Annotated in this window: 28 protein-coding genes; 8 read left to right on the plus strand and 20 right to left on the minus strand. The window is 71.2% G+C overall.

Annotation, left to right across the window (positions count from 1 at the left end; genetic code table 11):
- Positions 1-8: 8 nt before the first annotated feature.
- Positions 9-872, minus strand: coding sequence for a helix-turn-helix domain-containing protein (locus ACWV17_RS14075; RefSeq protein WP_455359944.1), 864 nt, complete (start codon positions 870-872; stop codon positions 9-11).
- A 302-nt stretch (positions 873-1,174) separates the two neighbouring features.
- Between ACWV17_RS14075 and ACWV17_RS14080 the strand changes: the two genes are divergently transcribed.
- Positions 1,175-1,678: an ATP-binding protein gene (locus ACWV17_RS14080; RefSeq protein ID WP_455353842.1), complete on the plus strand. Its 504-nt coding sequence runs from the start codon at positions 1,175-1,177 to the stop codon at positions 1,676-1,678.
- Between the two features lie 60 nt (positions 1,679-1,738).
- Here ACWV17_RS14080 and ACWV17_RS14085 read toward each other — a convergent pair whose 3' ends face one another.
- The 5 genes from ACWV17_RS14085 to rpmG form a co-directional block, all read right to left on the minus strand.
- Positions 1,739-1,960, minus strand: a complete 222-nt coding sequence (locus tag ACWV17_RS14085) for a DUF397 domain-containing protein (RefSeq protein ID WP_455353843.1) — start codon at positions 1,958-1,960, stop codon at positions 1,739-1,741.
- 198 nt (positions 1,961-2,158) lie between these two features.
- Positions 2,159-2,401 carry a 30S ribosomal protein S18 gene (gene rpsR / locus ACWV17_RS14090; protein WP_455359945.1) on the minus strand — a complete coding sequence of 81 codons (243 nt, stop codon included), beginning with the start codon at positions 2,399-2,401 and terminating at the stop codon, positions 2,159-2,161.
- Positions 2,402-2,428: 27 nt separating this feature from the next.
- The gene (locus ACWV17_RS14095) at positions 2,429-3,571 is read right to left on the minus strand and encodes a CobW family GTP-binding protein (RefSeq protein WP_455359946.1); all 1,143 of its coding nucleotides are present in this window, start codon (positions 3,569-3,571) and stop codon (positions 2,429-2,431) included.
- A complete protein-coding gene (locus tag ACWV17_RS14100; RefSeq protein ID WP_455359947.1) occupies positions 3,568-3,819 on the minus strand; it encodes a type B 50S ribosomal protein L31 in 252 nt (83 codons plus the stop codon). The genes ACWV17_RS14095 and ACWV17_RS14100 overlap by 4 nt, the downstream gene beginning before the upstream one ends.
- A gap of 13 nt (positions 3,820-3,832) precedes the next feature.
- A complete protein-coding gene (gene rpmG, locus ACWV17_RS14105; protein WP_017949758.1) occupies positions 3,833-3,997 on the minus strand; it encodes a 50S ribosomal protein L33 in 165 nt (54 codons plus the stop codon).
- 56 nt (positions 3,998-4,053) lie between these two features.
- Here rpmG and rpmB point away from each other — a divergent pair, with 56 nt between their 5' ends.
- The 3 genes from rpmB to ACWV17_RS14120 are packed head-to-tail and all read left to right on the plus strand — an operon-like array spanning position 4,054 to position 5,159.
- Positions 4,054-4,290, plus strand: coding sequence for a 50S ribosomal protein L28 (gene rpmB, locus ACWV17_RS14110; RefSeq protein WP_455353714.1), 237 nt, complete (start codon positions 4,054-4,056; stop codon positions 4,288-4,290).
- Positions 4,290-4,595 (plus strand): 30S ribosomal protein S14, encoded by a 306-nt coding sequence (gene rpsN / locus ACWV17_RS14115; RefSeq protein ID WP_455353715.1) that lies wholly within the window; start codon positions 4,290-4,292, stop codon positions 4,593-4,595. Before rpmB ends, rpsN begins: the two co-directional genes overlap by 1 nt.
- A 36-nt stretch (positions 4,596-4,631) precedes the next feature.
- On the plus strand, positions 4,632-5,159 hold the full coding sequence (locus ACWV17_RS14120; RefSeq protein ID WP_455359948.1) for a hypothetical protein: 528 nt from the start codon (positions 4,632-4,634) through the stop codon (positions 5,157-5,159).
- Positions 5,160-5,212: 53 nt separating this feature from the next.
- On the opposite strand, the gene ACWV17_RS14125 is transcribed toward ACWV17_RS14120, so the two are convergent.
- Positions 5,213-6,403 (minus strand): DUF2786 domain-containing protein, encoded by a 1,191-nt coding sequence (locus ACWV17_RS14125; protein WP_455359949.1) that lies wholly within the window; start codon positions 6,401-6,403, stop codon positions 5,213-5,215.
- 431 nt (positions 6,404-6,834) lie between these two features.
- On the opposite strand from ACWV17_RS14125, the gene ACWV17_RS14130 reads away from it, so the two are divergent.
- The 4 genes from ACWV17_RS14130 to ACWV17_RS14145 all read left to right on the plus strand — a co-directional run bounded on the left by ACWV17_RS14130 (position 6,835) and on the right by ACWV17_RS14145 (position 10,915).
- On the plus strand, positions 6,835-7,002 hold the full coding sequence (locus ACWV17_RS14130; protein ID WP_455353718.1) for a hypothetical protein: 168 nt from the start codon (positions 6,835-6,837) through the stop codon (positions 7,000-7,002).
- Between the two features lie 1,175 nt (positions 7,003-8,177).
- Positions 8,178-9,872 (plus strand): bifunctional 3'-5' exonuclease/DNA polymerase, encoded by a 1,695-nt coding sequence (locus ACWV17_RS14135; protein ID WP_455359950.1) that lies wholly within the window; start codon positions 8,178-8,180, stop codon positions 9,870-9,872.
- 340 nt (positions 9,873-10,212) lie between these two features.
- Positions 10,213-10,677, plus strand: a complete 465-nt coding sequence (locus ACWV17_RS14140; protein ID WP_455359951.1) for a hypothetical protein — start codon at positions 10,213-10,215, stop codon at positions 10,675-10,677.
- A 7-nt stretch (positions 10,678-10,684) separates the two neighbouring features.
- Entirely contained in the window at positions 10,685-10,915 is a 231-nt protein-coding gene (locus ACWV17_RS14145) for a hypothetical protein (protein WP_455359952.1), read from the plus strand.
- A 59-nt stretch (positions 10,916-10,974) separates the two neighbouring features.
- On the opposite strand, the gene ACWV17_RS14150 is transcribed toward ACWV17_RS14145, so the two are convergent.
- From ACWV17_RS14150 to ACWV17_RS14210, 13 genes are all read right to left on the minus strand, one after another.
- On the minus strand, positions 10,975-12,066 hold the full coding sequence (locus ACWV17_RS14150) for a sensor histidine kinase (RefSeq protein WP_455359953.1): 1,092 nt from the start codon (positions 12,064-12,066) through the stop codon (positions 10,975-10,977).
- The gene (locus ACWV17_RS14155) at positions 12,063-12,746 is read right to left on the minus strand and encodes a response regulator (RefSeq protein WP_455353722.1); all 684 of its coding nucleotides are present in this window, start codon (positions 12,744-12,746) and stop codon (positions 12,063-12,065) included. The genes ACWV17_RS14150 and ACWV17_RS14155 overlap by 4 nt, the downstream gene beginning before the upstream one ends.
- A 177-nt stretch (positions 12,747-12,923) precedes the next feature.
- On the minus strand, positions 12,924-15,512 hold the full coding sequence (locus tag ACWV17_RS14160) for a M16 family metallopeptidase (RefSeq protein WP_455359954.1): 2,589 nt from the start codon (positions 15,510-15,512) through the stop codon (positions 12,924-12,926).
- Positions 15,502-16,158, minus strand: coding sequence for a GOLPH3/VPS74 family protein (locus ACWV17_RS14165; protein ID WP_455359955.1), 657 nt, complete (start codon positions 16,156-16,158; stop codon positions 15,502-15,504). The genes ACWV17_RS14160 and ACWV17_RS14165 overlap by 11 nt, the downstream gene beginning before the upstream one ends.
- On the minus strand, positions 16,076-17,173 hold the full coding sequence (locus ACWV17_RS14170) for a hypothetical protein (protein ID WP_455359956.1): 1,098 nt from the start codon (positions 17,171-17,173) through the stop codon (positions 16,076-16,078). Before ACWV17_RS14170 ends, ACWV17_RS14165 begins: the two co-directional genes overlap by 83 nt.
- Entirely contained in the window at positions 17,170-17,832 is a 663-nt protein-coding gene (locus tag ACWV17_RS14175; RefSeq protein WP_455353726.1) for a flavoprotein, read from the minus strand. The genes ACWV17_RS14170 and ACWV17_RS14175 overlap by 4 nt, the downstream gene beginning before the upstream one ends.
- Positions 17,829-18,866 carry an LLM class flavin-dependent oxidoreductase gene (locus ACWV17_RS14180; protein ID WP_455359957.1) on the minus strand — a complete coding sequence of 346 codons (1,038 nt, stop codon included), beginning with the start codon at positions 18,864-18,866 and terminating at the stop codon, positions 17,829-17,831. Before ACWV17_RS14180 ends, ACWV17_RS14175 begins: the two co-directional genes overlap by 4 nt.
- A complete protein-coding gene (locus tag ACWV17_RS14185) occupies positions 18,863-20,641 on the minus strand; it encodes an ABC transporter ATP-binding protein (RefSeq protein ID WP_455359958.1) in 1,779 nt (592 codons plus the stop codon). Before ACWV17_RS14185 ends, ACWV17_RS14180 begins: the two co-directional genes overlap by 4 nt.
- Positions 20,638-21,891 carry an ABC transporter permease gene (locus ACWV17_RS14190; RefSeq protein ID WP_455359959.1) on the minus strand — a complete coding sequence of 418 codons (1,254 nt, stop codon included), beginning with the start codon at positions 21,889-21,891 and terminating at the stop codon, positions 20,638-20,640. The genes ACWV17_RS14185 and ACWV17_RS14190 overlap by 4 nt, the downstream gene beginning before the upstream one ends.
- Positions 21,888-22,787, minus strand: a complete 900-nt coding sequence (locus ACWV17_RS14195; protein ID WP_455359960.1) for an ABC transporter ATP-binding protein — start codon at positions 22,785-22,787, stop codon at positions 21,888-21,890. The genes ACWV17_RS14190 and ACWV17_RS14195 overlap by 4 nt, the downstream gene beginning before the upstream one ends.
- Complete coding sequence (locus tag ACWV17_RS14200; RefSeq protein ID WP_455359961.1) at positions 22,780-23,802, minus strand: methyltransferase; 1,023 nt, start codon at positions 23,800-23,802, stop codon at positions 22,780-22,782. Before ACWV17_RS14200 ends, ACWV17_RS14195 begins: the two co-directional genes overlap by 8 nt.
- A 120-nt stretch (positions 23,803-23,922) precedes the next feature.
- Entirely contained in the window at positions 23,923-24,090 is a 168-nt protein-coding gene (locus tag ACWV17_RS14205; protein WP_455353732.1) for an LxmA leader domain family RiPP, read from the minus strand.
- A 66-nt stretch (positions 24,091-24,156) separates the two neighbouring features.
- On the minus strand, positions 24,157-24,360 hold the full coding sequence (locus tag ACWV17_RS14210; RefSeq protein WP_455353733.1) for an LxmA leader domain family RiPP: 204 nt from the start codon (positions 24,358-24,360) through the stop codon (positions 24,157-24,159).
- Between the last annotated feature and the right edge of the window lie 4 nt (positions 24,361-24,364).

Consider the following 24,364-nt stretch of genomic DNA (forward strand, 5'->3'; position numbering starts at 1 on the left):
CTTGTGAGTCAGGAGAGTTGGAGCAGGCCGCGCAGCAAATCCCGGGTGCCGTCGGGATCGGGGCTGTCCCGCTGGAGCTGCTTCATCACCCGTTCGTACAGAGCGACCTCCTCGCGCTTGTCGAGGTACAGCGCGCTGGTCAGCTGCTCCAGGTAGACGAGGTCCTGGAGGTCGGACTCCGGGAAGCGCAGCATGGTGAAGGCGCCGCCCTCGCCCGCGTGCCCGCCGAAGCTGAAGGGCATCACCTGCAACGTGATGTTGGGCCGCTCGGAGATCTCTATGAGGTGCTCCAACTGCCCCCGCATTACGGCACGGTCTCCGTACGGACGGCGCAGCGCGGCCTCGTCGAGTACGGCGTGGAAGTGCGGGGCACGCTCGGAGACCAGGACCTTCTGCCGCTCCAGCCGGAGCGCGACGCGGCGCTCGATCTCCGCCTTCGGCGCGTCCGGGATACCCCGGCTCACGACGGCGTGTGCGTACGCCTCGGTCTGCAACAGGCCGTGCACGAACTGCACTTCGTAGATCCGGATGAGCGAGGCGGCGCCCTCCAGGCCGATGTACGTCTGGAACCAGCCCGGCAGTACGTCGCCGTAACTGTGCCACCAGCCCGCGACGTTGGCCTCGCGAGCCAGGCCGAGCAGGGACTCGCGTTCGGTTTCGTCGGTGACCCCGTAGAGCGTGAGGAGGTCCTCGACGTCCCTGGCCTTGAAGCTCACCCGTCCCAACTCCATGCGGCTGATCTTCGATTCGGATGCGCGGATCGAGTAGCCGGCCGCCTCACGGGTGATGCCACGGGATTCGCGCAGTCGCCTGAGCTGTGATCCCAGGAGGATGCGCCGCACCACAGAGCCACTGGACTCCCCTGCGGTCACTTCTCCAACCCTCCCCAGTCCGATGGTGTGCGCGGGGACCCCCGAACCCCAAGTCCCGCAGTCTGCCATCAAAACGCTTCAGCGCGTACTCATTCGGTTACGGAAATGGAGAGCGCTGCGGAAGACCGGCCGAAGTCTTGCCGGGAGGCCCCAGAAGCCCCTAGGAATATATGAGCAAGAAACGGCACGGGGTCGGACAGGTCCGGCGCGTGCACGTGCATCTGCCCTTGCATCCGCCGTACGCATTCGGAACCATGGTCCCCGCGCAGTATCGCTATGGCCGCGAATCCCGGGAGCCTCGCATGGGGACGAATGGATCGACCATGCTCGAGCCATTAAGGCAGGGGCTTCCCCCGATCGACCCTTCAGCCGTGTCAGGTTCTGCGTCGTGTGCGCTGCCCGCCCGTTTCGAGGCGGTGCGCGGCGCCCGGAAGTTCACACAGTCGACACTGGACCAGTGGGGTCTCGACGAGCGGTTCGACGATGTCGCGCTGGTCGTCTCCGAACTCGTCACCAACGCACTGCGGCACGCCCTGCCCGCCGACGCCCCGCGCGACCAGGATCCGCCGGTGCGGCTGCACCTGATGCGGTGGACGAGCCGGCTGGTGTGTGCGGTACGCGACCCCAGCGACCGGAGCCCGGCCACGGGCGAGGCGCCGTGCTCGACGGAGGCGAACAGCTCCGCCGAATCGGGCCGGGGGTTGTTCCTGGTGGACTCGTTCAGCGACAGCTGGGGATGGCACCCGCTCGCGGGCCGGCTCAGCGGCAAGGTGGTCTGGGCGCTGTTCCGCCTGCACGAGCAGTAAGACACGAGCAGCAAGACCTGCACGACGACCTGTACGACCACAGCCGGCGGACGGCAGCCCTCAGCCGCCGGCTATCAGGTGATCGAACTCCCCGTCCTTGATGCCGAGCAGCATCGCCTCTATCTCGGCCGGGGTGTAGACCAGCGCGGGCCCTTCCGGATGGCGTGAGTTACGGACCGCCACGTTCCCGCCCGGCAGCTTCGCGAACTCCACGCACGAGCCCTGCGAGTTGCTGTGCCGGCTCTTCTGCCAGACGACCCCGTCGAGCTCTGTGGCTGCCATGCCGTTGTACGCGTGGTCCGCGTGGTCCACAGCTCGCTCCCGATGGTGCAGATGTCAACTGCACCGGATCATAGCTGTGTTCACGTGCGCCTGCATGGGCAGATGCACGTGCACGCGGGGTGTGGCTTCCATTACTCACGCCCCGTTACTTCAGACGCATCCCGAGCCGTTCAGGATCCCTCCGCCGCGAATCCGCCCTCAGCGGGACGAGGACGAGTACGGCAGCAGGGCCATCTCCCGCGCGTTCTTCACCGCCCGCGCCAGCTGCCGCTGCTGCTGGGCGCTGATCCGCGTCACCCGCCGGCTGCGGATCTTCCCGCGGTCCGAGATGAACTTCCGCAGCAGGTCGGTGTCCTTGTAGTCGATGTACGTGATGCCGGCCGCGTCCAGCGGATTGGGGCGGGCCTTCAGCGGCTTGCGGGGGTCGTGGCGACGGGCCATGGGTACTCCTACGAAACGAATGCGGGGTTACGAAACGGGGTCGAGCAGGGAGTCGAAGGCCGGGGGCAGGCGCTTCCACGCCTCGGGCCCGGCCGCGTACTCCGCGTCGGTGAGCAGGCACGAGTCCAGCAGCCGCCCCAGTCCCTCCCGGTCGAGACCTGGCGAGGTGAAGACGAGGTGCTGGCAGCAGTCGCCGTGTTCGGGATGCCAGTCGAGCGCGGCGGCGGCCCGGCGTACGGCGGGCACCAGCTCCCAGGCGGCGTCGGGCAGCGAGGCGAGCCAGGGGCCGGCGTTCTCGACGCACAGCGCACCGCCCGCGGCGTCCCACGCCAGCAGCGTGTCCGGCCGGTCGGCCAGCCAGAACCGGCCGCGGCTGCGGGCGGCGGCGCAGGTCAGGTCCTCCAGCGCGGAGTAGAGCCGTTCCGGGTGGAAGGGCCTGCGGCGGCGCCACACGAACGTACCGACGCCCGAGTCGTCCGCGTCCTGCGGAAGCAGCGCGCAGGCCGGGTGCTGACGGGCCGCGGCCGCCTCCACGTCGAAGCCGGCGAAGGCGGCCTCGGCCAGCTCGCCGGAACCGGCGGCTACCCGGCGGGCGGTCGGATGGAGCTGCGCGAGCAGCGCCGCGTCCTCATCTCCGGCTTCCGCGCTGTCGACGACGGCGAGCACTGGCGCGTACTCCAGCTGGCGCGCCCAGGTGTCGCCGACCGTGCGCTGGTCGGTCGCGGCCGCCGCGAGTCCGGCCTCGGCGAGGTCGTCGCCGCAGCCGAGGTACGGCAGCAGCAGGGCGGGGTCGACGGCGGTCATCACGTTGGTGAGGTCCAGTACGCCGCCGCCGTGGGCGACCACGACCTCGGCCATCGCCTTCGGCTCGACCGAGTCCCAGAGCTCGACCACGGAGAGACGGGTCATGCCGTCACCGGCCAGCCGCTCCAGTTCCGGGACGAGGTCCTCGCGCAGCGCGCAGCACGCGCAGTCGTTGACCAGCGGGGCCTCGCCCGCGTCACGCTCGCCACGCGCGTCGCGGACGGTGCGCCGCACGGTCCCGTGGGCGGCCGTGGAGAGGTCGTGATGCAGCGCGACGCTGCCGGGCACGGTGCTCAGCAGCCGCTCCACGACCTCCGTACGGGCGTCCGAGTGCAGCCCGCCGACGATCACGACGGGCAGTTTCATCCCCGGCTCCGCCCGTAGCGGCGCTCGAAGCGCTCGACGCGGCCGGCGGTGTCGAGCACGCGCGCCGTGCCCGTGTAGAAGGGGTGGCTCGCCGAGGAGATCTCGACGTCGATGACGGGGTACGTGCTGCCGTCCTCCCACTCGACCGTCTTGTCGCTGGTGGCGGTCGAGCGGGTGAGGAAGGCGAAGTCGGCGGCCTTGTCGCGGAAGACGACGGGGCCGTACGCGGGGTGGATTCCGGGCTGCATTTCTGCGGCCTCCTCAGCGCTCTTCGCGGAAGTCGACGTGCCGGCCGGCGACCGGGTCGTACTTGCGCAGGGTCAGTCGGTCGGGGTCGTTACGGCGGTTCTTGCGGGTGACGTAGGTGTAGCCGGTCCCCGCGGTGGACCTGAGCTTGATGATCGGGCGGAGTTCGTTGCGGGCCATGTGAGCTAGTATATGGAAATGGTTTCCATTTTCAAAATGAGAGAGGTGCTTCACCCTTGTCCGCCCACTGCCAGCTGACCGGCGCCAAGCCGGGCTTCGGCAACCAGATCTCCCACTCCCACCGGCGCACGTCCCGCCGCTTCGACCCGAACATCCAGCGCAAGCGCTACTGGCTGCCGAGCGAGGGCCGGTACGTCCGGCTGACGCTGTCCGCCAAGGCGATCAAGACGATCGACACCATCGGCATCGAGGCCGCCGTGTCCCGGATCCGCGCGCGGGGAGTGAAGGTCTGATGGCGAAGAAGAGCAAGATCGCGAAGAACGAGAAGCGGAAGGTGATCGTCGAGCGGTACGCCGCCCGGCGTGCCGAGCTCAAGGAGCTGCTGCGCAGTCCCGCGACGCCGGCGGCCGAACGGCAGGCGGCGCTGACGGAGTTGCGGCGCCAGCCGCGCGACGCGAGCGCCACGCGGGTCCGCAACCGGGACAGCGTGGACGGCCGACCGCGCGGGCACCTGCGGAAGTTCGGGCTGTCCCGGGTCCGGGTGCGTGAGGAAGCGCACGCGGGCTTCCTTCCCGGAGTGCGCAAGTCCTCCTGGTAGCTTGGCGCGTTGCCAACCGACACAGGGGAGACCGGAGTGTTCACGCACGTAGGCACGCACGTCCGCACGCACGTCCGCAGCACCGTTGCCGTGGCGGCCCTCGCCGGCGCGCTCGTACTGACCGGCTGCAGCAGCGACGGGGACAGCGGGGGCGGCTCGGGCAAGGACAAGGGCGGCGCGAGCGCGGGCGCCACCGCTCAGCCGAGTGACTCGTCCGGCGGCGGGGACACGAAGCAGGGCGGTGTCGACGGCAGCTGGCTGTCGACGACCGGTGGCAAGACCGTCGCGATGGTCATCGACGGCAAGCAGGTCGCGCTGGCCGGTGAGCACGTGTGCACCGGGACGGTGGCGGAGAAGGCACTGACGCTCAAGTGCGTGGACGGGAACACGGATCGCACCAGCGGCACGGTCGAGGCGAACGACGGCGATACGCTGACGGTCTCGTGGGGTGCGGGCCTGAAGGAGACGTTCACCCGGACGGAAGGCGCGCCGGGTGCCACCCTGCCGACCGGCCTGCCGTCGGACTTCCCGACCGGTCTGCCGTCGGACTTCCCGACCCCGTGACCTGAGACCGGCAGCGTGTCCTGAGGCCGGCCCCGGGCGGATGGGGGCCGGCGTCAGGAGCCGGGGGTGACCGGCCGGTGGGGGTTTGGCATGTGCGCCTTGTCGGCAGCTGCCGTGCCGTGGTCCCACCCGTCGCGGTCCGTCGCTCCGCGCAGCCTCGTGGTCGTCGTCCGGGGGAACATCCGCTCCGCGCGGTCGACGACCGCCACCTCCCGGGCCGCCAGCACCGGAAGGAGCGTTCCCGGGGCCTCCTCCGTGACGTGCTCGGTGACGGCGGCCAGCCGCTGGCCGAGCCGCGTCGCGTACGCCAGCAGGAACGACTGCCGGAACGTCTTCGTCCGCTTACGGCCGCCCGCCCGCTGGCCCGCCTCAGCCCGGGTCATCGCAGCCGTACCCTGCACCAGCAGCGAGGTGTGGAGCAGTTCGACCGCCTCCAGGTCGCCGTCGAAGCCGACGACCGTCGAGAAGCCGAACGCGCTGTTCCACACCGCGCGGCAGCGGTTCGCGGAGGCCACCGCGTCCAGCAGTACAGCCTTCGCCTCCTCGTACGGAGCGTCCACCCCGATCCGGCACGCGCCCGGCACGTCCTTCGTACCGCCACGCGCGGCGGCGAGCACCGCCTCGTCGATGCTGTGCCGGGCCATCAACTCCTGCGCCTTGCCGCTCAGCGCCTCCGCCTCCTCCGGGTACTCCGTCGCCTCGGCCTTGGCCAGCAGCGCGCGGATCCGGGTGAGCATGCGGGGCTCGTCGTGAGCCGGCGGCGGTACGTGCAGCGGGTCCCCCGGCACCGGACCGACCGGCTCGATCGAGGGGAGCCGGATGAGCAGCCGCAGCAGCTCCAGCAGCGCGGTGGCCAGCGAGAACCGGTCGGCGGACTCGCGCCGGGCGAGTGCCTGTGCGTACGCCCCGTCGTCCCCCCACCACACCTGCGCGTCGAGGTCACGGAGCTGCCCGGACCAGCGCGGCGGAAGCCCGGCGTACCGCCGGCCCTCGGCGGCGATCAGGTCGGCGGCGAGCCGGACATGCCGGTCGTCGAGGTCGCGCCGGACCAGGCGTACGACGTCGGCCGGCTGCCAGCCGCGCTCCCACGCCTGCCGTACGAACCCCTCGCCGCGCCGCAGCACCTCGCGGCCGGTGTCCGGCCAGCGCGCCGGATCGGCGGCGAGCAGGGACGCGCCGGTGTCCAGGCCGGTGTCGTCGTGGGCATACAGCGCGGCCCCGAACGCCCGCTCGACCGTGTCCATCAGACCGCCTCCGCCTCCTCGGGGACATACGCCGCCCTACCAGGAATGGTCGCAGTTTCCCCGCGCGCACCGGGCGGCGGCTGTTACTGGTGAGACGGATGAGGTTCTCGGCGACGGACCGAGGGAGCACTCGACAGGACCACCAGCGCCGAACTGCCAGCACGTCAAAGGGAGTTGGGTGGCCGCGAGGGTCCGCCGCGCGGACGGTCGACCGCCCAGAAACCGAAGAGGCACTCATCCACAGCCTGTGGATATCGAAATCCGTACCGCCGTTCGGGCGATGCGCGGTTAGCCCGACCGGCCGTCATTACGGACGGTGACGCTTCGAGGTGTGCTCTTGGCCGGGTGCTGCGAAGGTGACTGCAGGTGAACGTCACCCCCTCCGTGGGGACGACCCACCATCCCCCCAAGTTCTCTCAGGAGAAACGAACATGGCGAAGAACAAGAACCGCGAACGCAGCAACAAGCAGCAGGCCCGCAGCGCGACCGAGCGCGGAGCCCAGCAGCACAACGAGTCGCTGGAGACGCAGCCCGGCCGGCCGGAGTCGCAGGCCGCGCCGTCCCACATGCAGGGCAAGGGCCGGCCGAAGCACAGCTGATCAGCTGACCGCGGCCAAGAGCTGAGGTGCGTGTCCGCGCGGACACGCACCTCAGCGGCGCGTGGGGGGTGACTGTGCCCGGGGGCGAGGGGCGGACGGGAAACCCGGGGCCGCCCGCTTCGTGAGAATGGCGGGCCACGTCTGCCTGTAAAGGGCGCTCCTTCGTCGCGTCGCTGCGCGATGGCCTGCGGCCACCCTTGACAAGCAGCCGCGTCCCGCTGGTGCAGATGAGTGTCGGGCGGCCCCGGGGAGCGGGGCCCCACCTGAGCCCCGGGAGTGGACCAGCTTTCGTCGGTGACCTCAGCCCGGCGGGCAGGGCAAGACACGCGGCCACTGCGGGGACGGCTGGCCTAGGCATAGCGGCCGACGGCCGCCTGTTGCACCAGGACAACGCCCAATCCGAGGTGGATTGACACCAAGCGGCCGAGGGGGCCCGCAGGCAGGCCATAAACCCCGGCAAATCGGGCACGATTGAGGCTCGGCGGACCCCGCATGCGGACTGATGTCGCCACACCTCGGCTCCAACGGCCTGACGGCCGGATAGCCGGGGCCGAGCACCTCCCGGCCTGCCATGCGCGGCAACGACCCGCCGGCCTGCGGCCGCTTGGCCGGGCCGGGCCCATCCCGGACCTGTCGCGCTGCCTGGCCACCCGGCGGCCGCTTAGCCGGAGCCGAGCCCCCGCCAGGCAATGGCGGACCACCCACCGGCCTGCGGCCGCCGAGCCGGAGCCGGACCCCTCCCGGACCAACCGCGCACCACCCACCACCCGGTGGCCGCTGAGCCGGAGTCGGGCCCATCCCGGACCGATGGCGCACCACCCACCACCTGGCGGCCGCTAAGCCGGGGCCGGGCCCATCCCGGAGAGACCGCGCCCGGCAACCGCCCACCGGCCTGCGGCCGGCAGCGGACCGGGACCAACCGACAAGCAGCCCCGGGGCCCCGCTCCGGGGGCCGCCCCCCACTCATCAGTCAGCGGTGGAGGGACGGGAGTCCAGGGTGGGCGCAGCCCATCGCGCAGCGACGCGACGAAGGAGCGCCCTTGACGCCCGGCCCGCAACCGCCATCATCACCGGCCGGGCGGCCCCCCACCCGAACGAACTCGACCCCGGACACGCACGCCCCCCTCCGGCCCGCTCACCCCCCACTGTCAGTCCCCACTGCCACACTCGAAACCATGAGCGACCGGTGGGCCCTCGCCGAGGGCGAGGGGGAGGTGCACGTCGTGCCCCTGGGTTCCGACGGGCTGCCCGCCGGGCCCGTACAGACCGGGAAGGTACGCAACGACGGCGACCTCGCCCAGATCGTCCGCGCGCGGCCCGGCAGCACCCGCTGGGTCTGGCGGTCGACGCACGAGATCTATCCGCGCCTGCTCGCCGCAGGCGTCCGCGTCGAGCGGTGTTACGACATCGAGGACGCCGAGCTGCTCCTGCTCGGCCACAAGGGCCGGCTCGGCGAGCCGCGCTCCGCGGCCGCCGCCTCGGCGCGGCTGCGCCACGCACCCGTACCACCCGATCCGCCGCAGCGGTCCGCCGCGCCCGGCTCGCAGTCCTCGCTCTTCGAGCCGCAGCCGGTGCACGTCCCCTTCGACGCGCTCCTGGAGGTGTACGCCGATCAGCAGCGGCGGCACGACGCCGCGGAGCACCCGGACCGGATGCGGCTGCTGACCGCGGCCGAGTCGGCGGGGATGCTGGTGGCCGCCGAGATGAACCGGGGCGGCCTGCCGTGGCGCGCCGACGTGCACCGGGCCGTGCTGACCGAACTGCTCGGCGAGCGGTACGCGGGCGGCGGCGAGCCGCGCCGGCTGGCCGAGCTGGCGGACGAGGTGTCGGCGGCTTTCGGCCGGCGGGTACGGCCCGAGCTCCCCGCCGACGTCATCAAGGCCTTCGCGCAGGCCGGCATCAAGGTGAACTCCACCCGGCGGTGGGAGCTGGCCGGCGTCGACCACCCCGCCGTCGCACCGCTCATCGCGTACAAGAAGCTGTACCGGATCTATACGGCGCATGGTTGGGGCTGGTTGCAGAACTGGGTGCGGGAGGGCCGCTTCAGACCCGAGTACGTCCCCGGCGGGACGGTCACCGGCCGCTGGGTGACCAACGGCGGCGGCGCGTTGCAGATCCCGAAGGTGATCCGCCGGGCCGTCGTCGCCGATCCGGGCTGGCGGCTCGTCGTCGCGGACGCGGACCAGATGGAGCCCCGCGTGCTGGCCGCGATTTCGCGCGACCCCGGCCTGATGGAGGTGGCCGGTCAGCCCGGCGACCTCTACAAGGCCGTCTCCGACCGGGCGTTCGCCGGCGACCGTGACATGGCGAAGATCGCGGTGCTGGGCGCGGTGTACGGGCAGACCTCGGGGGACGGCCTGAAGAACCTCGCCGCACTGCGCCGCCGCTTCCCCCGGGCCGTGGCGTACGTCGACGACGCGGCCCGCGCGGGCGAGGAGGGTCGGCTCGTCCGGACCTGGCTGGGCCGCACGTGCCCGCCGGCGGCGGGATCGGGGGACGACGGCGAGGCGGGAATCCCCCAGGAGATCCCCTCGGCGCCGCAGGGCGAGGACTTCGTCCCGGGATACGCCTCGCGCAACTCCCGTGCCCGGGGCCGCTTCACCCGGAACTTCGTCGTCCAGGGCAGCGCCGCCGACTGGGCGCTGCTCATGATGGCCGCACTGCGCCGGGCCATCGCCGACATGAAGGCGGAGCTGGTCTTCTTCCAGCACGACGAGGTGATCGTGCACTGCCCGGCCGAGGAGGCGGCGGCGGTCGCGGAGGCGATCCGCGCGGCCGGTGACCTGGCCGGGCGGATCGCCTTCGGCGAGACGCCGGTACGGTTCCCGTTCACGACGGCGGTCGTGGAGTGCTATGCCGACGCGAAGTAGCCCCCGAGGGGCCTCAACGGACGGCCGGAGGCCCCGCGCGCGGCCCGGACGGCAAGGGGCCGGTTCACCGTCGTTGGCCGGCTCGTTCGCCGCAGGAAAGTACGCGCTGTCAGCCGCCCACAACCCACACCGCCAGCAGGCGTGTGCCCCCGAGGTACCACCGATGTGCCGCATGAGCCTTCACGGTTGGTAGCCGCCCGGCAAGCACATGAAGCCGCCCCTGACCAGCGATGATCCCGTTGATCACTCGGAGCGGTGAACCGTCCCACCATCCAGAAACCGCCTACAGGAATGGGGAGTTCTTCTTGATCAAGAGGCACACCGCCGGAAGGACCCCAACGTGTTCAAGCAGTACGCATCCCGACTTGCCGCCACCATCGCGGCCGCCGGCGCACTCGTCCTGACGAGCGCGCCGCAAGCACAAGCCGGCGCTGTCGGCTCAACTCCTGTTCAGACATTCGAGTACACCGTCGGTGGTGCGACGATGAAGATTCCGACAGGCTGCATGTTCACGCATGCCATCCGCGGCAGCGGAAGGAAGATCACGTACCAGAACGCCGGGGTCGACTGCGCCTTCATCGGAGCACTCAGCAGCGGGTTCTGCAACTGGCGCATCGATTTCACCTACGCCAACGTCAACAACAGGACCTACCGGACGTCCCGCGGCAGGACGCACTCGGAGTGCAAGATCGACCCCATGCGGAACAATTCCCCGCAGACGCTGCCTCGTTATGGCAAGGCGTGCGCACATCTCCACGTCAACGGAGTACGGCGGGCGAGCCAGTGCCACCACATCACGAAGTGAGTCATTCATGATCGATCAGCAGCACACACACGAGCATGGGTGGGCAGCGCGGCGCCGCAGGGCCGGGATCGTCTCGTTCATCGCGGGCGCAGTCGTCACACTCGCCTTCTTCGCCTTCTTTCCCGGCCTCCCGCACGTCATCGACTGGGGCGCCGTCCTCGCCTCTCTCGCAGTTGGCGGGCTGGCCCGCTGGGCCTGCCAGTCCTGGATGGCGAACAGAAGTGCAAAAGGTGAATGAAAACATCGACAGGGTGAGCCAGGTGCGGGGCAGCATCCCGAGCACCCGGCTGCCGGCCGTTATGGCCCGGCGCTCGTCGGAAGGCAGGCGCTGACCAGGAAGCCGCCGTCGTCCGTCGGGCGGGCCTCGAAGGCGCCGCCCAGGAGTTGGACGCGTTCGCGCAGGCCGACCAGGCCATGGCCGCCGTTGGGGAGGTCCAGTGGCGGGACCGTGGGGTCGGGTGGGCCACTGCGGACCTCGACGCGCAGCCCTTCGGCCTCCTGGCGGATGACGATGCGTGCCCACGCGCCGGGTGAATGCTTGCGCACATTGGTCAGCGTCTCCTGCACCGTACGGAACGCGGCACGCTCCACGGACTCCGGGAACCGGTCCGTGAAGCTGTCGGCGATGTCGCAGTCGACGGTGAGCCCGCTGTCCTCGATCAGCCGGCGGATGTCGGAAAGGCGGGGCTGCGGGCTGAGCTGCTCGCAGTTCCCGCCCGCCGCGCGCAGTACGCCCACCATCTGACGCAGTTCGTTCAGAGTCCGGACGGACAGCTCACGGATCGTCGCCGCGGTGTGCCGCGTCGCAGGGTCGTGCGTACTCACCCTGAGACCGCCGGCCTGGAGGCTGATCAGGGACACCTGGTGGGCGACCACGTCATGCATCTCGCGGGCCAGCCGGACCCGTTCCGTGGCCAGTACGCGCTCGGCCAGCAGCCGGTCCTCACGGCCTCGGCTGCGGGTGAGTTCCGCCAGGCGGGCCGCGAGTTCGCGGCGGGTGGTGACGAAGAGGCCGAGCATGACGGGCGCCCCGGCGGTCACGAACGCATCGATGATCTGCAGCGCGACCTCCCGGGACGGGGACAGCACCGGGTTGCCGATGGGGTAGGGCAGAAAGTGGGCGGCGGCGACCAGCAGCGCGCACAGCGCCAGGAGCCGGCGGTCGTCACGTCGGCAGGCCACGGTGTACAGGGCGATGAGCGGCGCGAACATGACGTAGCCGATGTACAGCCCCGGCAGTGTGGCCAGCAGCACCGTCACCGGACAGCGGTGGCGCAGCAGGAGCGCTGCTGCGGCGAACAGCGACAACCCGAGCTCGGTACTGGGCGAGACACCGTTGACCAGCAGCGCTTCAACGCCGGATGCAACGACCGGGACGGTCCTCGTCAACCCGGCTCTCCGCGGCCGAGGGGCGGGCCGTCGACGAGCCCGGCCCGGTCGGCGACCACGGCAGCCTGGACGCGGTTGATTCCACCGAGCTTGGCGAGCACCACGCTGATGTGGTCCTTGACCGTGCTGTTCGCGAGTCCCAGACGCTCGGCCGTCTGCAGGTTCGACAGGCCCTCGCCGAGCAGCGCCAGGACTTCCCGTTCGCGCACCGTGAGCAACTGCACGGCTTTCGCGGCCTCTTGGTCGATGCCGGTCGCGGGGTCCAGGTAGTGGTCAATGACGGTACGGGTGACACCGGGAGCCAGCACGCTGCCCCCCGTGGCCAGTATGCGTACAGACTGGACCAGTTGCTCCGGGTCCGTGTCCTTCAGCAGGAAGCCCGTCGCACCGAGCCGCAGGGCGGCCCCGAGGTACTCGTCCGTGTCGAACGTGGTCAGCATCGCGACGGCGGGAAGCTGCCCTGCGAGGGCAGCCCGCAGACCCCGCAGCACGGTCAGGCCGTCCGCGTCCGGCATCCGGATGTCCAGCAGCACCACATCGGGCCGATGCGCGACGACGGTGGGCACCGCCTGCCCTCCGCCGCAGTCCGCGACGACCTCGATGTCGCTCGCAGAGGACAGGATGAGACGCAGCACGGACCGGACAAGCTGCTCGTCGTCAACCACGACAACGCGGATCACGGTCTCTCCTCTGTCAAGACGATTCTGCGCCTCACTCTAAGGAGGCCCGTTTCGTCGGCCGACCTCGGGCCGACGAAGCGCCGGGAGGGCGGCACCCCCTCTGGGTGCCGCCCTCCGTGGCCCGCGCAGCTCTGTGGTCCGCGCAGCTCTGTGGTCCGCGCAACTCTGCCCCGCTGATCAGCCGTCGGCCGTCCGCTCGGTGTCCACTCCCCCCACGAGCACTCCGGCCAGGGGTCGCGCCGCGAACAGTTCGGCGCCGACGCGGGCCACATCCGCCGCGCTCACTTCGCGCATCAGGCGCGGCAGCCTGGCGGGCCAGGTGGGCTCCTGACCGTAGGCGACCGTCCGGCACAGGACATCCGCCACGCCCGCCTGCGAGTCAAAAACAGACAGCAGCTGCCCCGCACAGAAGGCACGGGCCGCGGACACTTCGGCAGCTCCCGGCGGATCTGTGGCCATGGCTCGGGCCTCTGCGCGCAGTTCCCGCAGCGCCTCCGGAACCAATGCTTCCGGCAGCCACGCCCGTACGTACGCACGCGGCCGGTCCGCGAGGATGTCGCGCCCGGCGAGCGCCACGTAGGCCGACGTACCGCGGCGTGCGATACGGGAGGCGAGACGGGACCCGAAGTACCCGCCGAAGACCGTCGTCGCGACATAGCGCGCCGCCTCGTCCGGACCGCTCATCGACGCGGGCGCGTGGAGGGTGAGGTGGGCGCCGGGGTAGTGGTCCTGGCGCACCACGAGCAGACCCGTGCCGTCGTGGGGGCGGGAACGTTCCGCCGGGGCCTCGTGCTCCGAGGTCCACGGTGCAAGCAGGTGTTCCGCACGCGCGGTCAGCCGGGTGCCGTCCAGGGCGCCGACGGCGACCAGTGTTGCGCCCGCCGGGCTCATGACCGAGCGGTGCAGCGCGGCTGGATCAGCCGGGGCAGCCGCCGGGCAGGCCGGCAGCCGACGGCGCAGGGCGTCGTCGGCCAGGCGGTCCGCAGGGCGGAGGGGTGACGGGGCGTGCGGCGTCGGCGGGACCGCGGTTACCTGCTGCCGCGTGCCCTCACGGGCCGCCGGTTCCGGGGCGGAAGCGAGATCAGCCAGGACGCACAGCCAGGTTTCCACGTCCGACGGCGCGACGTGGCCGGTCGCCTCCAGCCACTGGCCGTCGGTCGACCACTGGATGTCGCCCCGCACGGATGCGGCTCGCCAAGCCGTACGGGCCCGCTTGTTGAGCAGGCGCAGCAGCTCGTCCACCGCATCGGGCCGGGCCCAGCCCAGCACGCCGAGCGGCTTTCTCAGACGCAGCTCGACCACAGGCGTACCGGTGTGGACAGCCACCAGCCGCAGGCCGTTGCTCAGGGTGGTGTCCGCGCTGACCGTGAGGGCCGGGTCCTTGACGAGGCCTGGCGCCGGCACGGGCACGCGCCGCGGGCCGGCCGGGCTGCGGCCCAGCTGTACCGCGGTGCGGTGCGGCCGTTCCGCCGTCGCGCGGGGCACGGCGTGGGCCGCGGGCGAGGGGCGGGTACGTACCGGGCCGGGCTCGATCACCAGAACCGCTTTGTGGGCACGCAGCAGCCCGTGCGCGGCCTCGGCCACCTGGGACGGGCCGATCTCCGCGAGCCGCACGGGGAGTTCGTCGAGGAGTTCGGCGCGGCCGAAGAGCGTTTCCAGCCGGCCCAGCGCGCGGGTGCGGACCTGGAGATCATCGTGGTCACGATGGTGTTCCAGGACCAGTGCGCCGACGGCGTGGGCCACGGCGTCATCGTGGGCCACGGCATCGTCGTCGCCCTTGCCGTCTGTCCACGCCTCCCACCGCGTCTCGATCCGTGCCAGCAGATCCTGCGGCGAACTGCCCGGCGCCAGGCGGCCGGTGAGGACCAGGGTGTCGGGGCTCCTGGCGTCCAGGGGACCGAAGAACCCGCAGCTGCTGTCGATGTCGGTATCGCGGGTGAGCAGCCTGGCCAGCACCCGGTGCGCGAGATAGCCGGGCAGGTCACGGCCGGGATCAGGGAGGCGGTAGCCGACGGCGACGGCGGTCGCGGAGACGCCCGGCTCGGTGCACACGCTCCACCGGTCGGCTGCCGGCACCGGCTCGTCCAGGTCGGGGCGGGGCGGGACCGGGCGGTCGGGTATGTCCGCGAAGTGACGCTCGACGAGGTCAAGCCCGGCATGGAGGTCGAAGCCGCCGCCCACGGTGAGAACCGCGTTGGACGGGGCGTAGTACGTGTCGAAGAACTCGGCACACTGGTCGGGTGTGGTGCGCCGCAACTGTGCGATGTCCCCGTAGCCGTCGTGGGCGTTGGCGTGCGCCCGGTAGAGCAGCCCGGGCAGCAGCGGCCAGGGGAAGCCGCCGTAGGGGCGGGCGACGGTCGCCTGGTGGATCTCCTGGGCGACCCCTTCGAGCTGCTCGGCGAGGCTGTCCGGGGTGAAGCGGGGCGCCCGCATCCGGTCCGCCTCGCTGAACAGTGCCTGTTCCAGAGCCTCGGCCGGTACGGCCTGGTAGTAGTCCGTGTAGTCCTGGTGGGTGGTGCCGTTGGCCTCACCGCCCCGGGAGTGCACATGGTCGTAGAACGCGCCGTGCGGCAGGCTCTCGCTGCCCCGGAACATCAGGTGCTCGAAGAGGTGGGCGAAGCCCTCCCTGGCGGGAGGTTCGGAGCGGAATCCGACCCCGTAGTGCACGCACACCGTGACGCGCGGGGCACGGGGGTCGGGCGCCAGCAGCACCCGGAGCCCGTTGGCCAGGGTCACCCGGTGCAGAGGCGGGCGCTCACCCCGCATGGGCGATCTCCACGGTCTCGCGGAGTTCCGGAAGAATCCTGCGCAGCGCCTCGAAGGCCGGGCCGCCGCGCCCGGCCAGCGCTGCCAGCCGCTGCTTGTACGCCCCGGTCTCCGCCTCCCTGATGACGGTACGCAGACCGCCCGCCGCCGCCAGCGTGACCAGAGCGGCATCCCGGTCGGACACCGCCTCGGCAGGCTCCTCGCCGCGCAGCGCCCGTACGGCCTGCTTCCGCAGGTCATCGGCGACCTCGATGGCCGCGGCGGGCCGCAGGTTCACGGTCGTCACGGGGACCAGGCCGCCGAGGTGGTGGGTGTCGACGCTCAGGTAGCCCGCCTCCGCGAGCTGTTCCCGCACGGCGGTGAGGGTGGGCTTCACGCCCTGGTTGATCCAGCCCTTCCAGGCGAGGGGCCTGGAGCGGGCGATGAGATCGAGCAGGTCGTCGAGCGCCGGCTCTCCCGTCGGTGCCCCCTCGGCCGGGGCGGGCCGGCCGTCGGCGTCGGTGAGCAGCCCGCGCAGGGCGAGTTCGGCCAGCGCCCCGGCCCGCACCACATGGCCGATGGTGTCAGTGCTGGTGAGCTTCTGCTTGTCCGTGTTCCATGCCAGCAGGTAGAGGCCGGCCGGGAGTGAAAGCTGATGCTGCGGCATGAGAGCCCTCCATGGGATGCACAGGAATGAGATCGATGAGAAAGGTGAGAAAGGTGGCGAAACGGTCGAACTCGGTCGGTTGCCAGCCGACGTACGCGATGTAGTCGTGCAGATGAAGGGCGACCCGTACGGCCGCCTGCCGGGGCCAGGTGGGGCCCAGCCGCCGTCCGTAGCCCTCCTGCAGCGCGTCGATGAGGCGCTGCCACTGCCGGGGGTCGCCGCCCAGCTGCCAGGAGAGTTCGACGATCTCGCCGAGCGCCCAGCCCAGATCGGAGTGCCAGGGGCCCAGGCACAGGTCCTCGCCGATGAGGAGTTGGGCGCGGTCCGATGAGGGGTCGACGACGAGGGAGCCCAGTCCGGGGGCGCCGTGGGTCACGACCAGCGGCTCGGCCTCGCCGCAGAGGCCGCCGCCGCTGTCGCCGCCGAGGCCGCCGCCGCCGGGGCCGCCGCCGCCGGGGCCGCCGGGGCCGCCGCCGCTGTCGGCTCCGTCCGCGTACGACGGGGCGGACCAGGCGCGCAGCGTCGTCCAGCGCACGGGCCCGAGCCGGTCCTTCAGCATGGCCCCCGCCTGGGCGGCCCACACCTGCGGCGCGCGGCCGGTCAGCCAGTGCTCCAGTCGGGCCAGTCCGCGTGACGGGGCGACAAGTCGCGGCCCGCTCACGGGAGGCGGGACGGCGTGCAGGGCGGCGAGCGAGCGGCCCAGCGCGCGCACCGCGGGCTCCAGACCGGCGTGCGCACCGTCCCGCAGCAGGCAGCCGGCGACGGATTCGGCACCGCCGAGGTCGTACGTACGCTTCTGCTGTCCGCCGCCCGGCCTGCCGGGCACCAGCCGGGCGCCACCAGAGGTGTCGAGGGCCGCGAGCGTGCTGTCCAGGCCGCCGTTCACCGGGGAGAAGGGCGCGGGGGCCAGCGCACCCGGGGACCTGGTCCAGCGATATCCCCCGCCGTCGCGGAGGATGATCGTGGTCCGGAGCAGGCCGGTGGCGAACTCGGTCGTGGCGAGCTCGGTCGTCATGCCGTGCTCCCTTCCGCCAGGAACGCGGCCGCCGGCGGCAGGGGTGCTGCCGCAGCGGCCCGCTCGGCGAGTTCGACCCGGCGCTGCTCCAGCAGCTCGATGACATCAGGCAGCAGCGCGGGCACCCATGCGTCGGATCGGCCGGTGGTCGCGCTCACCCCCGAGCGGGGTGGCGCGACCACGACGTTGCGTCGTGCGGTCAGCGCGGCCCAGTGCGCCTGGTAGGCGGCGCTGTCCAGGCCGCCGGGCGGCAGCGCGGGCGCCACCGCGACGGGTGCGGCGGTGCACTGCGCGGCGAGGACCGCGGGGGTGTCGGCCAGACCGAGCGCGAGACGGGCGACGAAGTGCAGCGTCGCCGGATGGATGACAACCGCTTCGGCCCACTCCGCCCATGCGACGTGCCGGGCATGTGCGGTGTCCTCGGGCCAGGCGTCGGTGAGGACGTCACCGCCGGTCCGTGCCGCCAACGACGCCCGGCTCACAAAGCGCTCGGCGCTCCGGGTGATCACTGTCGTGATCTCCAGGCGGGGGTAGGAGGCGCGGAGCCACTCCGCCCAGAACGGCAGATCCGAGACCGAGACCGACCCGGTGCCGACCAGCAGCAGCCGGGAGACACCGAAGTCCGGAACACCGCCGACGGCGGGCGTGGGGTGGTTCACAGCGCGCCCCCTCGCGAGGCCGTGGTGAGGAGGCCGACGCCGGCCGGTGTGACGCCGGCGGCGGCCCCGGCGCCCTGCGCGACCGCACCCAGGAGCGTCTCCAGTTCGCCGAGAGCCGCGGGCAGTCCGTAGCGCCGGCACAGGCCCGTGACGTTCAGCACGATCTCGTCCACGCCGACCGCCCGGTACTCGTCCAGTACCGCCCGGATCTCGTCGGCGTCCCCGCTGACGAAGGCACGTCCGGCGATCACCGCCTTGGCCGACCCGGCCGGGTCGTCCGGATCGACGTCGATTCCCGACCGGCGCAGCATGTCCTGGTAGTGCGGCAGTTTCAGATGCCCGGCGTTGCCTGCGAGCAGCAGTTCCACCGGGTCGCGGTCGGGCGCGCTCAGTGCCAGGGGAACCATTGCCACCAGCCGCGGCACCGGCCTCCCGGCCGCCTGCGCGCCCTCGCGGAGCGCGGGCACGATGACGTCCCGCAGATAGCGTGGTGGGGTCATCCACGTGATGGCGACATCGGCGACCTCCCCCGCGACCCGGGCCATCCTGGGCCGCAGCACACCGAGTCCGACCTCCACCGGAGGACCGGGCTCCGGCACCAGCTCGACATGGCAGGTGAAGTACTCGCCGTCGTGCTCGACCTGGCGTCCGGCCAACAGTCCGCCGACGATGGTCAGATACTCGCGTACCGCGGTGAGCGGGCTGGCATAGGGGGCGCCGAGCACACTGCGCTGCAGTACGGCCGCGCCCGGGCCGTACCCGGCCACCACTGGATGGCCGGTCGCGAGCGCCAGCGAACGCGCCTGCAGCGCCGCCTCGTACGGGTGCCGGAACGGCATGAGGGTCACGCCCGTGCCCACCGGCACCCGGAAGCCTGACGCGGCCAGGTGATTGAACGTCTGGTGGGGTTCGACGACCAGCGCCTGCCCCTGCCACAGCCGGTACGCCGCGCTGTGCTGCACGAGGGCGGCCAGCGGCAGGGCCTGCTCGGACCTGGTCGGCATGAACGGCATCAGGACGGAGATGGTGCTCACGCGGTCTCCAGAGTGCTGAGGAGCTGGCCGGCGACTAGTTCGGAGTACGCAGGGCAGCTGCTGAGCAGCCCGGTGTGCGTGCCCTGGGCGATGACCTGCCCCTGATCCATGACGATCACCTGGTCGGCGTGCTGCACGGTCGAGATGCGGTGTGCGACGACCAGTACGGCCCGGTCGCCCGCGAGGTCGTCCACGACGCGGCGCAGCTTCTGCTCGTTGACGCTGTCGAGCTGGGAGGACGGCTCGTCCAGCAGCACCAGCCGGGCGTCGGCGAGGGCCACCCGCGCGAGCGCCAGCCGCTGGCGCTGTCCGCCGGACAGATCGTCGCCGCCGCCCAGCACGGTGTCCAGGCCGGCCGGGAGCCGCCGGATCTCCTCCTCCAGGCCGACCCTGGCCAGCGCCTCCAGAAGCGCCTCGTCCGGCAGGGCGTCCTCGCGGCCGAGGTTCAGATTCTTCCGGATCGAGTCGCTGACCAGGGTGAAGCTCTGGTCCACGTAGGCGAGTTGGCCACGGAGTTCGCCGAGCGGCAGCCGCCGGAGGTCGTGGCCGAAGACTTCCACCCGGCCGGAGTGCGGGGTCATGAAGTGCTCGATGAGGCCCAGCACGGTGGACTTGCCCGCTCCCGAGAGCCCGACGACAGCGGTGAGTCCGGCGGCGGGCACAGTCAGATCCACCTCGCGCAGCACGGGCTGGTCGCCGTAGCCAAAGGTGACCCGGTCGAACCGCACCGCGGGCGCGCCGGGTCGTGCCGGAGGCGGCGTCGTCCCCCGGCCCGCCGCCACGGTCTCGACGGGCAGGGCGAAGACGCTCTTGAACCGTTCCCTGGCCACCATCCCGGCCTGGATGGTGGAGGCGCCCGAGGCCGCCATGATCAGCGGCGCGGTGAGCTGCAGCAGATAGAGCAGGAAGGCAACGAAGTCCGCCAGGGCGAGGTCTCCGGAGACCAGCCGGGCGCCGCCGCCGATGAGGACAGTGAGCAGCGCGATCTGCTGACCGAGGTTGATCACCGGGACCACGAGGGACTCGAGCCTGGCCACCTCGGTGCCGAGCCGGGAGAGACTCTCCGCCCTGCCGGCCAGGACCCGCGCGACCTGGTGCTCCGCCCGGTGCGCCTTGATGACGGTCAGCGCGTCCAGAGTGGTCACGAACTGCTGGGTGAGTGACCCGAGTTCCTCCTGGACAGCACCGTACTTACGGCGCAGGCCCACGACCACGACGGCCACGATCGCCACCGCGGTCACAAAGCCCGCCATGGTGATCAGCAGGAGCATCCAGTCCAGGATCCCCATGATGACGAGCGTGCCGACCAGGGTGAGGAACGCCATCGGCAGCTGCACCGGCCCGATGTCGATCGCGCCCTTGAGCTGCATCGCGTCCGCGGTCAGCCGCGACGCCAGGTTGCCACTGCCTTCGCGGCGCGCGTCGGACATCCGGAGTCCGAGGCCGTGGCGCATGGTGCGGATACGGAGCCGGCAGATCAGGCGCTCACCCAACTGGGAGAGCAGGTACGCGGCCAGTGCCCCGGCCGCTGCGGCGCCCACCCCGACTCCAGCCATCGCGGCGGTCGTCCAGGTGAGGCCCTTGCCCTCCTGGACCTCCCGCACCAGGGTTCCGACGACCATCGGCAGCGCCAGGGTCGCCGCTGCCGAGAGCAGCGAGAGGACGGCGATGGCCGCCACCCGCAGGCCGTTGCCCGCGGTCAGTTCGTGCAGAATCCGCAGCTCTGCGGGCTCGCTGCGCGCCTCCTCACCGACCGTGGTGACGCCGGTGCTCATGAGCCGGCCCCTTCACGGGCGCGTCGCAGCGCTTCCCGGGTCTTGATGATTCCGCCGTGCTGGAGAATCGCCGCCATGTAGATGCGGCCGCCGACTCGCAGCAGTACGCCGATCGTCACGACCATCAGCAGCGCCGCCGCCACGATGTCCCACCAGGGCACCGGCTCTGCGGCCATCCGTACGGGCATCACCGCCCATGAACTGCCCGGGACGATGGAGAAGATCCGGGTGAGGGTGGCGCTGAAATCCATGAACGGCAGCAACGCGGCAGTGAAGCCGATCGTCTGCAGGAAACTCACCGGACCGGCCGCGTGCTGGATGTCCTCCTGCCGGGAGACCATGGCCCCGGCCAGGGCCCAGAGCGTGGCGAAGAGGAAGTAGCCCGGGACGAACCAGGCGATGACCAGCATTCCGGTGCTGATGGCGTCGGCAGGCGCATCGAGCAACCCGGCGACCAGCGCGAAGCCGATTCCGCAGACCATGATCGCGGTGATCTGGGCGAGGGCGACGACACCGATGCCCAGCACCTTCCCGGTGAGCAGCTGCCAGGACGTGACCTTGGCGAGCAGAATCTCGACGATGCGGCTCGACTTCTCCTCCAGCACGCCCTGCGCGATCCCCTGACCGAACATCAGCATCATGAAGAAGAGGAGCATCACACCGATTCCGGCGGTCATCGTCCGCTGGAAGTCGCGTTCCACATCCGGGTCGAGGGCCGCCACCTGAAGCGGCTGCACCGTCAGGGCGCCGGTGATCTGCGCGTCCCCCAGGCCGCCGTCCCTCAGGCGGTCCACCGTGACGGTCGTCCGGTGAGCCTGCTGTACCGCCGCGCCCAGCTCCTCCGGGAGCTTCTCCTGGACGACGATCCGCCCGTCGCCGACGACCGCGGCCTCCGCCTTGCCGTCGCGGACCGCCCTGCGTGCGGTGTCCGCGTCGGCATACCGGACGATCTCGATGCCGGGGCCGCCGGCGGCGCTCTGCGCCGTCAGGGCGTCGGTGAACTCCCGCTGCTGTCCGACGACTCCGAGGGTGGACTTCTCGTCACCGCCGAAGGCGGTCTGCAGTCCGAGTGACCCGCAGAACACCACGATCATGATGACCAGCGAGACCCACATTTCCTTGCGCAGGAACTGGGTGACGATCTCGCGCTGGGCGACCATCCGGACCAGCGTGCCGCTGCTCAGCCGGTCGGCCCGGTACGTCTGTGCCTGCGGCTGCGTCTGCGTCTGCTGCGTCTGCGTGGTCGTCATGCCGCCACCGCTTCCCGGAAGATCTCGGCCAGCGTCGGCTCGCGCCGTGAGAAGTGAACGAGCTCGCCGAGGCTCTGGGCCGCAGCCAGCACCTCCCGTACCGGCGTGTCCTGCTGGACCTCCACGGTGACGGTGACTTCCTCGTCCGTGTCCTGGGACACGACCCGCGCCCCGGGCAGCTTGTGGGCCCAGCCCTGTGGTGCGCCGGTCAGGGCTATCCGGATCTGCCGGCTGCCGGTACCGCGGCGCAGCTCGGCCACTGTCCCCTTGGCGACGACGGTTCCGTCGCGGATGATCCCCACCCGGTCGCAGAGCCGCTCCACGAGTTCGAGCTGATGGCTGGAGAAGACCACCGGGACGCCCTTGCCGCTGAACTCGACCAGGGCGTGGGCCATCGCGTCGGTCGCCACAGGGTCCAGGCCGGAGAAGGGCTCGTCCAGGATCAGCACCTCGGGGTCGTGGATCACCGCCGCGATCAGCTGGACCTTCTGCTGGTTGCCGAGCGAGAGCTTTTCCAGGGTGTCCTTGGGACTCAGTTTCACGCCGAGTCGTTCGATCCACTCATCGGCCCGGCGCTTGGCGACCGAGGCGGTGACCCCGCTGAGGCGGGCGAAGTAGACGAGCTGGTCACGCGGGCGCATGGTCGCGTACAGGCCGCGCTCCTCCGGCATGTAGCCAATGCGGCGGCGGGTCTCGGCGTCCACCGGCCGGCCGTTCCAGCGGACTTCGCCGGCGTCCTGGGACAGCAGGCCCAGCGCGATCCGCATCGCGGTGGTCTTGCCCGCCCCGTTCGCTCCGCAGAAGCCGAACAGTTCGCCCGGACGGACCTCGAAACTCAGCTCGCGCAGTACGTGCTTGGCCGCGAAGCTCTTGGTGAGCCGGTCGAACTCAAGCATGTGTGCCCCCCGCCCCGAACTCGAGCAGCGACCGGATGTGCGTGCCGGGCCCCTCCCAGGTGAGGGCCAGACCCGCGGCGGCGCCCAGTTCCCTCAGCCGGCCGACGGTGCGTGACGGTGTGGGTACGGTGGCCGATACCCAGAGGTCAGTGGCTGCGGCGCTCTGGCCGGAACTGTCCATGTCCAGGTTGATCTCGGCGAGCAGCACCTTGCCCCCGGGGCCGGCCGCCTCGCCGCACCTGCCGAGGATCTCCACCGCACGCTCGTCACTCCAGTCGGCGAGGACCCCGGAAAGCAGGTAGACATCGGCTCCTGTGGGGAGCGGGTCGAAGAAGCTGCCCGCCACCGCCTCGCCCCGGTCGCTCAGGCCGGCCTCAGCGATCCTGCGGGCAGCGATCCTGGAGACGGCCGGCAGGTCGAGGACGGCACCGGTCAGATGCGGGTGCCTGACCAGCAGTTCCATGAGGAGTGTGCCGTTGTTGCCGCCGACGTCGATGACGCGGTGTACGCCACTCCAGTCGTAGGCGTCGACGATGATGTCCGCGTCGAAGGCGATACGGCTCGGGCCTTCCTTGTCCAGCGCCTCGGCGAACGCCGGATCCCCGTTGATGTCGTCCCAGTACTCACGGCCGAAGGCGGCGGCATAGCTCGACTCACCGGTCCGTACGGTGTGCAGCAGGCCCACCAGTCCGAGATCGGCGCGGCCGAACAGCCCTTCCGCACTGAGGAACTGGCCCAGGCTATGCCGGCTGTCCCGGCGCAGGGGCTCGCCCAGTTCGGTCAGTTCGAAGGTGCCCTCGTCGTCGCGGCCAAGGAGTCCGAGTTCGTCGAGGTAGCGGAGCAGTTTGGTGAGCATCACGGGGTTCGCGCCGGTGCGCTCCGCGAGCGTCTGTGCCGTCAGGGGCCCGTGAGCCAGATGGTCGGCGAGCTGGAGTGCCGCGGCGGCACGGATCGCGTTTGGCCGCAGCAGGTCGGCCATGTCCAGGAGAGTCGCGGCATGTGATCTTGTGTTCACGATTCTTGCTTCCTCATGGCCGTGACAGCCAACTCGTCTCGTCGGTACCCTGTGTGCTTCGAGCCGACGGTGGCCCCGCAATTAGCGTTTGCGGGGCCACCGTTGCTACGGGAGGGCGATCTAGCCGGGACCATTGGTCGTGATGTAGCTGATCGCAAAGCTCGCGGCGGCGCCACAGAAGGGAGTCGTCGCCGGAGCGTCGACCATGGCGGTCACATTGAGTTCATCGGTCTCGGCATACGACGTGTAGCCAGTGACCATCTCTTCGATGAGAACCTTCTCGTTCATTGAGTTCACCTCCTCCGTTTTTGACATACGCGTGTGAGGGAAGGGCTGTTCAGCCGGGTGGCTGGATCAGCAACCGACCTTGTACGTGGCACCGCCGGCGGCGCTGACCGCCGCGGAGACGAGCCACTTGCCGGCGGCGGCACCGGTGACGGCGGCACAGACGGGGGTGGTGGCCGGCGCTTCGACGGCCGCCTGAGTGTTGAGCTCATTGGCGCTCGCGTACGCGTCGTAACCGGCGATGAGCTCCATCATCGAGGCGTTGTCGCCCATGGTG

The sequence above is a fragment of the Streptomyces mabaensis genome, assembly GCF_053763515.1.

Bases quoted from the DNA above. Each gene is read 5' to 3' on its own strand.
- ACWV17_RS14185 (WP_455359958.1), bottom strand. From the start codon at position 20,641: ATGAGCACCGGCGTCACCACGGTCGGTGAGGAGGCGCGCAGCGAGCCC.
- ACWV17_RS14170 (WP_455359956.1), bottom strand. From the start codon at position 17,173: ATGACGACCGAGCTCGCCACGACCGAGTTCGCCACCGGCCTGCTCCGG.
- ACWV17_RS14125 (WP_455359949.1), bottom strand. From the start codon at position 6,403: ATGGACACGGTCGAGCGGGCGTTCGGGGCCGCGCTGTATGCCCACGAC.
- rpsR (WP_455359945.1), bottom strand. From the start codon at position 2,401: ATGGCCCGTCGCCACGACCCCCGCAAGCCGCTGAAGGCCCGCCCCAAT.
- rpmG (WP_017949758.1), bottom strand. From the start codon at position 3,997: ATGGCCCGCAACGAACTCCGCCCGATCATCAAGCTCAGGTCCACCGCG.
- ACWV17_RS14160 (WP_455359954.1), bottom strand. From the start codon at position 15,512: ATGCGGGGTGAGCGCCCGCCTCTGCACCGGGTGACCCTGGCCAACGGG.
- ACWV17_RS14100 (WP_455359947.1), bottom strand. From the start codon at position 3,819: ATGCAGCCCGGAATCCACCCCGCGTACGGCCCCGTCGTCTTCCGCGAC.
- rpsN (WP_455353715.1), top strand. From the start codon at position 4,290: ATGGCGAAGAAGAGCAAGATCGCGAAGAACGAGAAGCGGAAGGTGATC.
- ACWV17_RS14080 (WP_455353842.1), top strand. From the start codon at position 1,175: ATGGGGACGAATGGATCGACCATGCTCGAGCCATTAAGGCAGGGGCTT.
- ACWV17_RS14205 (WP_455353732.1), bottom strand. From the start codon at position 24,090: ATGAACGAGAAGGTTCTCATCGAAGAGATGGTCACTGGCTACACGTCG.
- ACWV17_RS14165 (WP_455359955.1), bottom strand. From the start codon at position 16,158: ATGCCGCAGCATCAGCTTTCACTCCCGGCCGGCCTCTACCTGCTGGCA.
- ACWV17_RS14085 (WP_455353843.1), bottom strand. From the start codon at position 1,960: ATGGCAGCCACAGAGCTCGACGGGGTCGTCTGGCAGAAGAGCCGGCAC.
- ACWV17_RS14195 (WP_455359960.1), bottom strand. From the start codon at position 22,787: ATGCTTGAGTTCGACCGGCTCACCAAGAGCTTCGCGGCCAAGCACGTA.
- ACWV17_RS14210 (WP_455353733.1), bottom strand. From the start codon at position 24,360: ATGGGCGACAACGCCTCGATGATGGAGCTCATCGCCGGTTACGACGCG.
- ACWV17_RS14145 (WP_455359952.1), top strand. From the start codon at position 10,685: ATGATCGATCAGCAGCACACACACGAGCATGGGTGGGCAGCGCGGCGC.
- ACWV17_RS14190 (WP_455359959.1), bottom strand. From the start codon at position 21,891: ATGACGACCACGCAGACGCAGCAGACGCAGACGCAGCCGCAGGCACAG.
- ACWV17_RS14095 (WP_455359946.1), bottom strand. From the start codon at position 3,571: ATGAAACTGCCCGTCGTGATCGTCGGCGGGCTGCACTCGGACGCCCGT.
- ACWV17_RS14135 (WP_455359950.1), top strand. From the start codon at position 8,178: ATGAGCGACCGGTGGGCCCTCGCCGAGGGCGAGGGGGAGGTGCACGTC.
- ACWV17_RS14130 (WP_455353718.1), top strand. From the start codon at position 6,835: ATGGCGAAGAACAAGAACCGCGAACGCAGCAACAAGCAGCAGGCCCGC.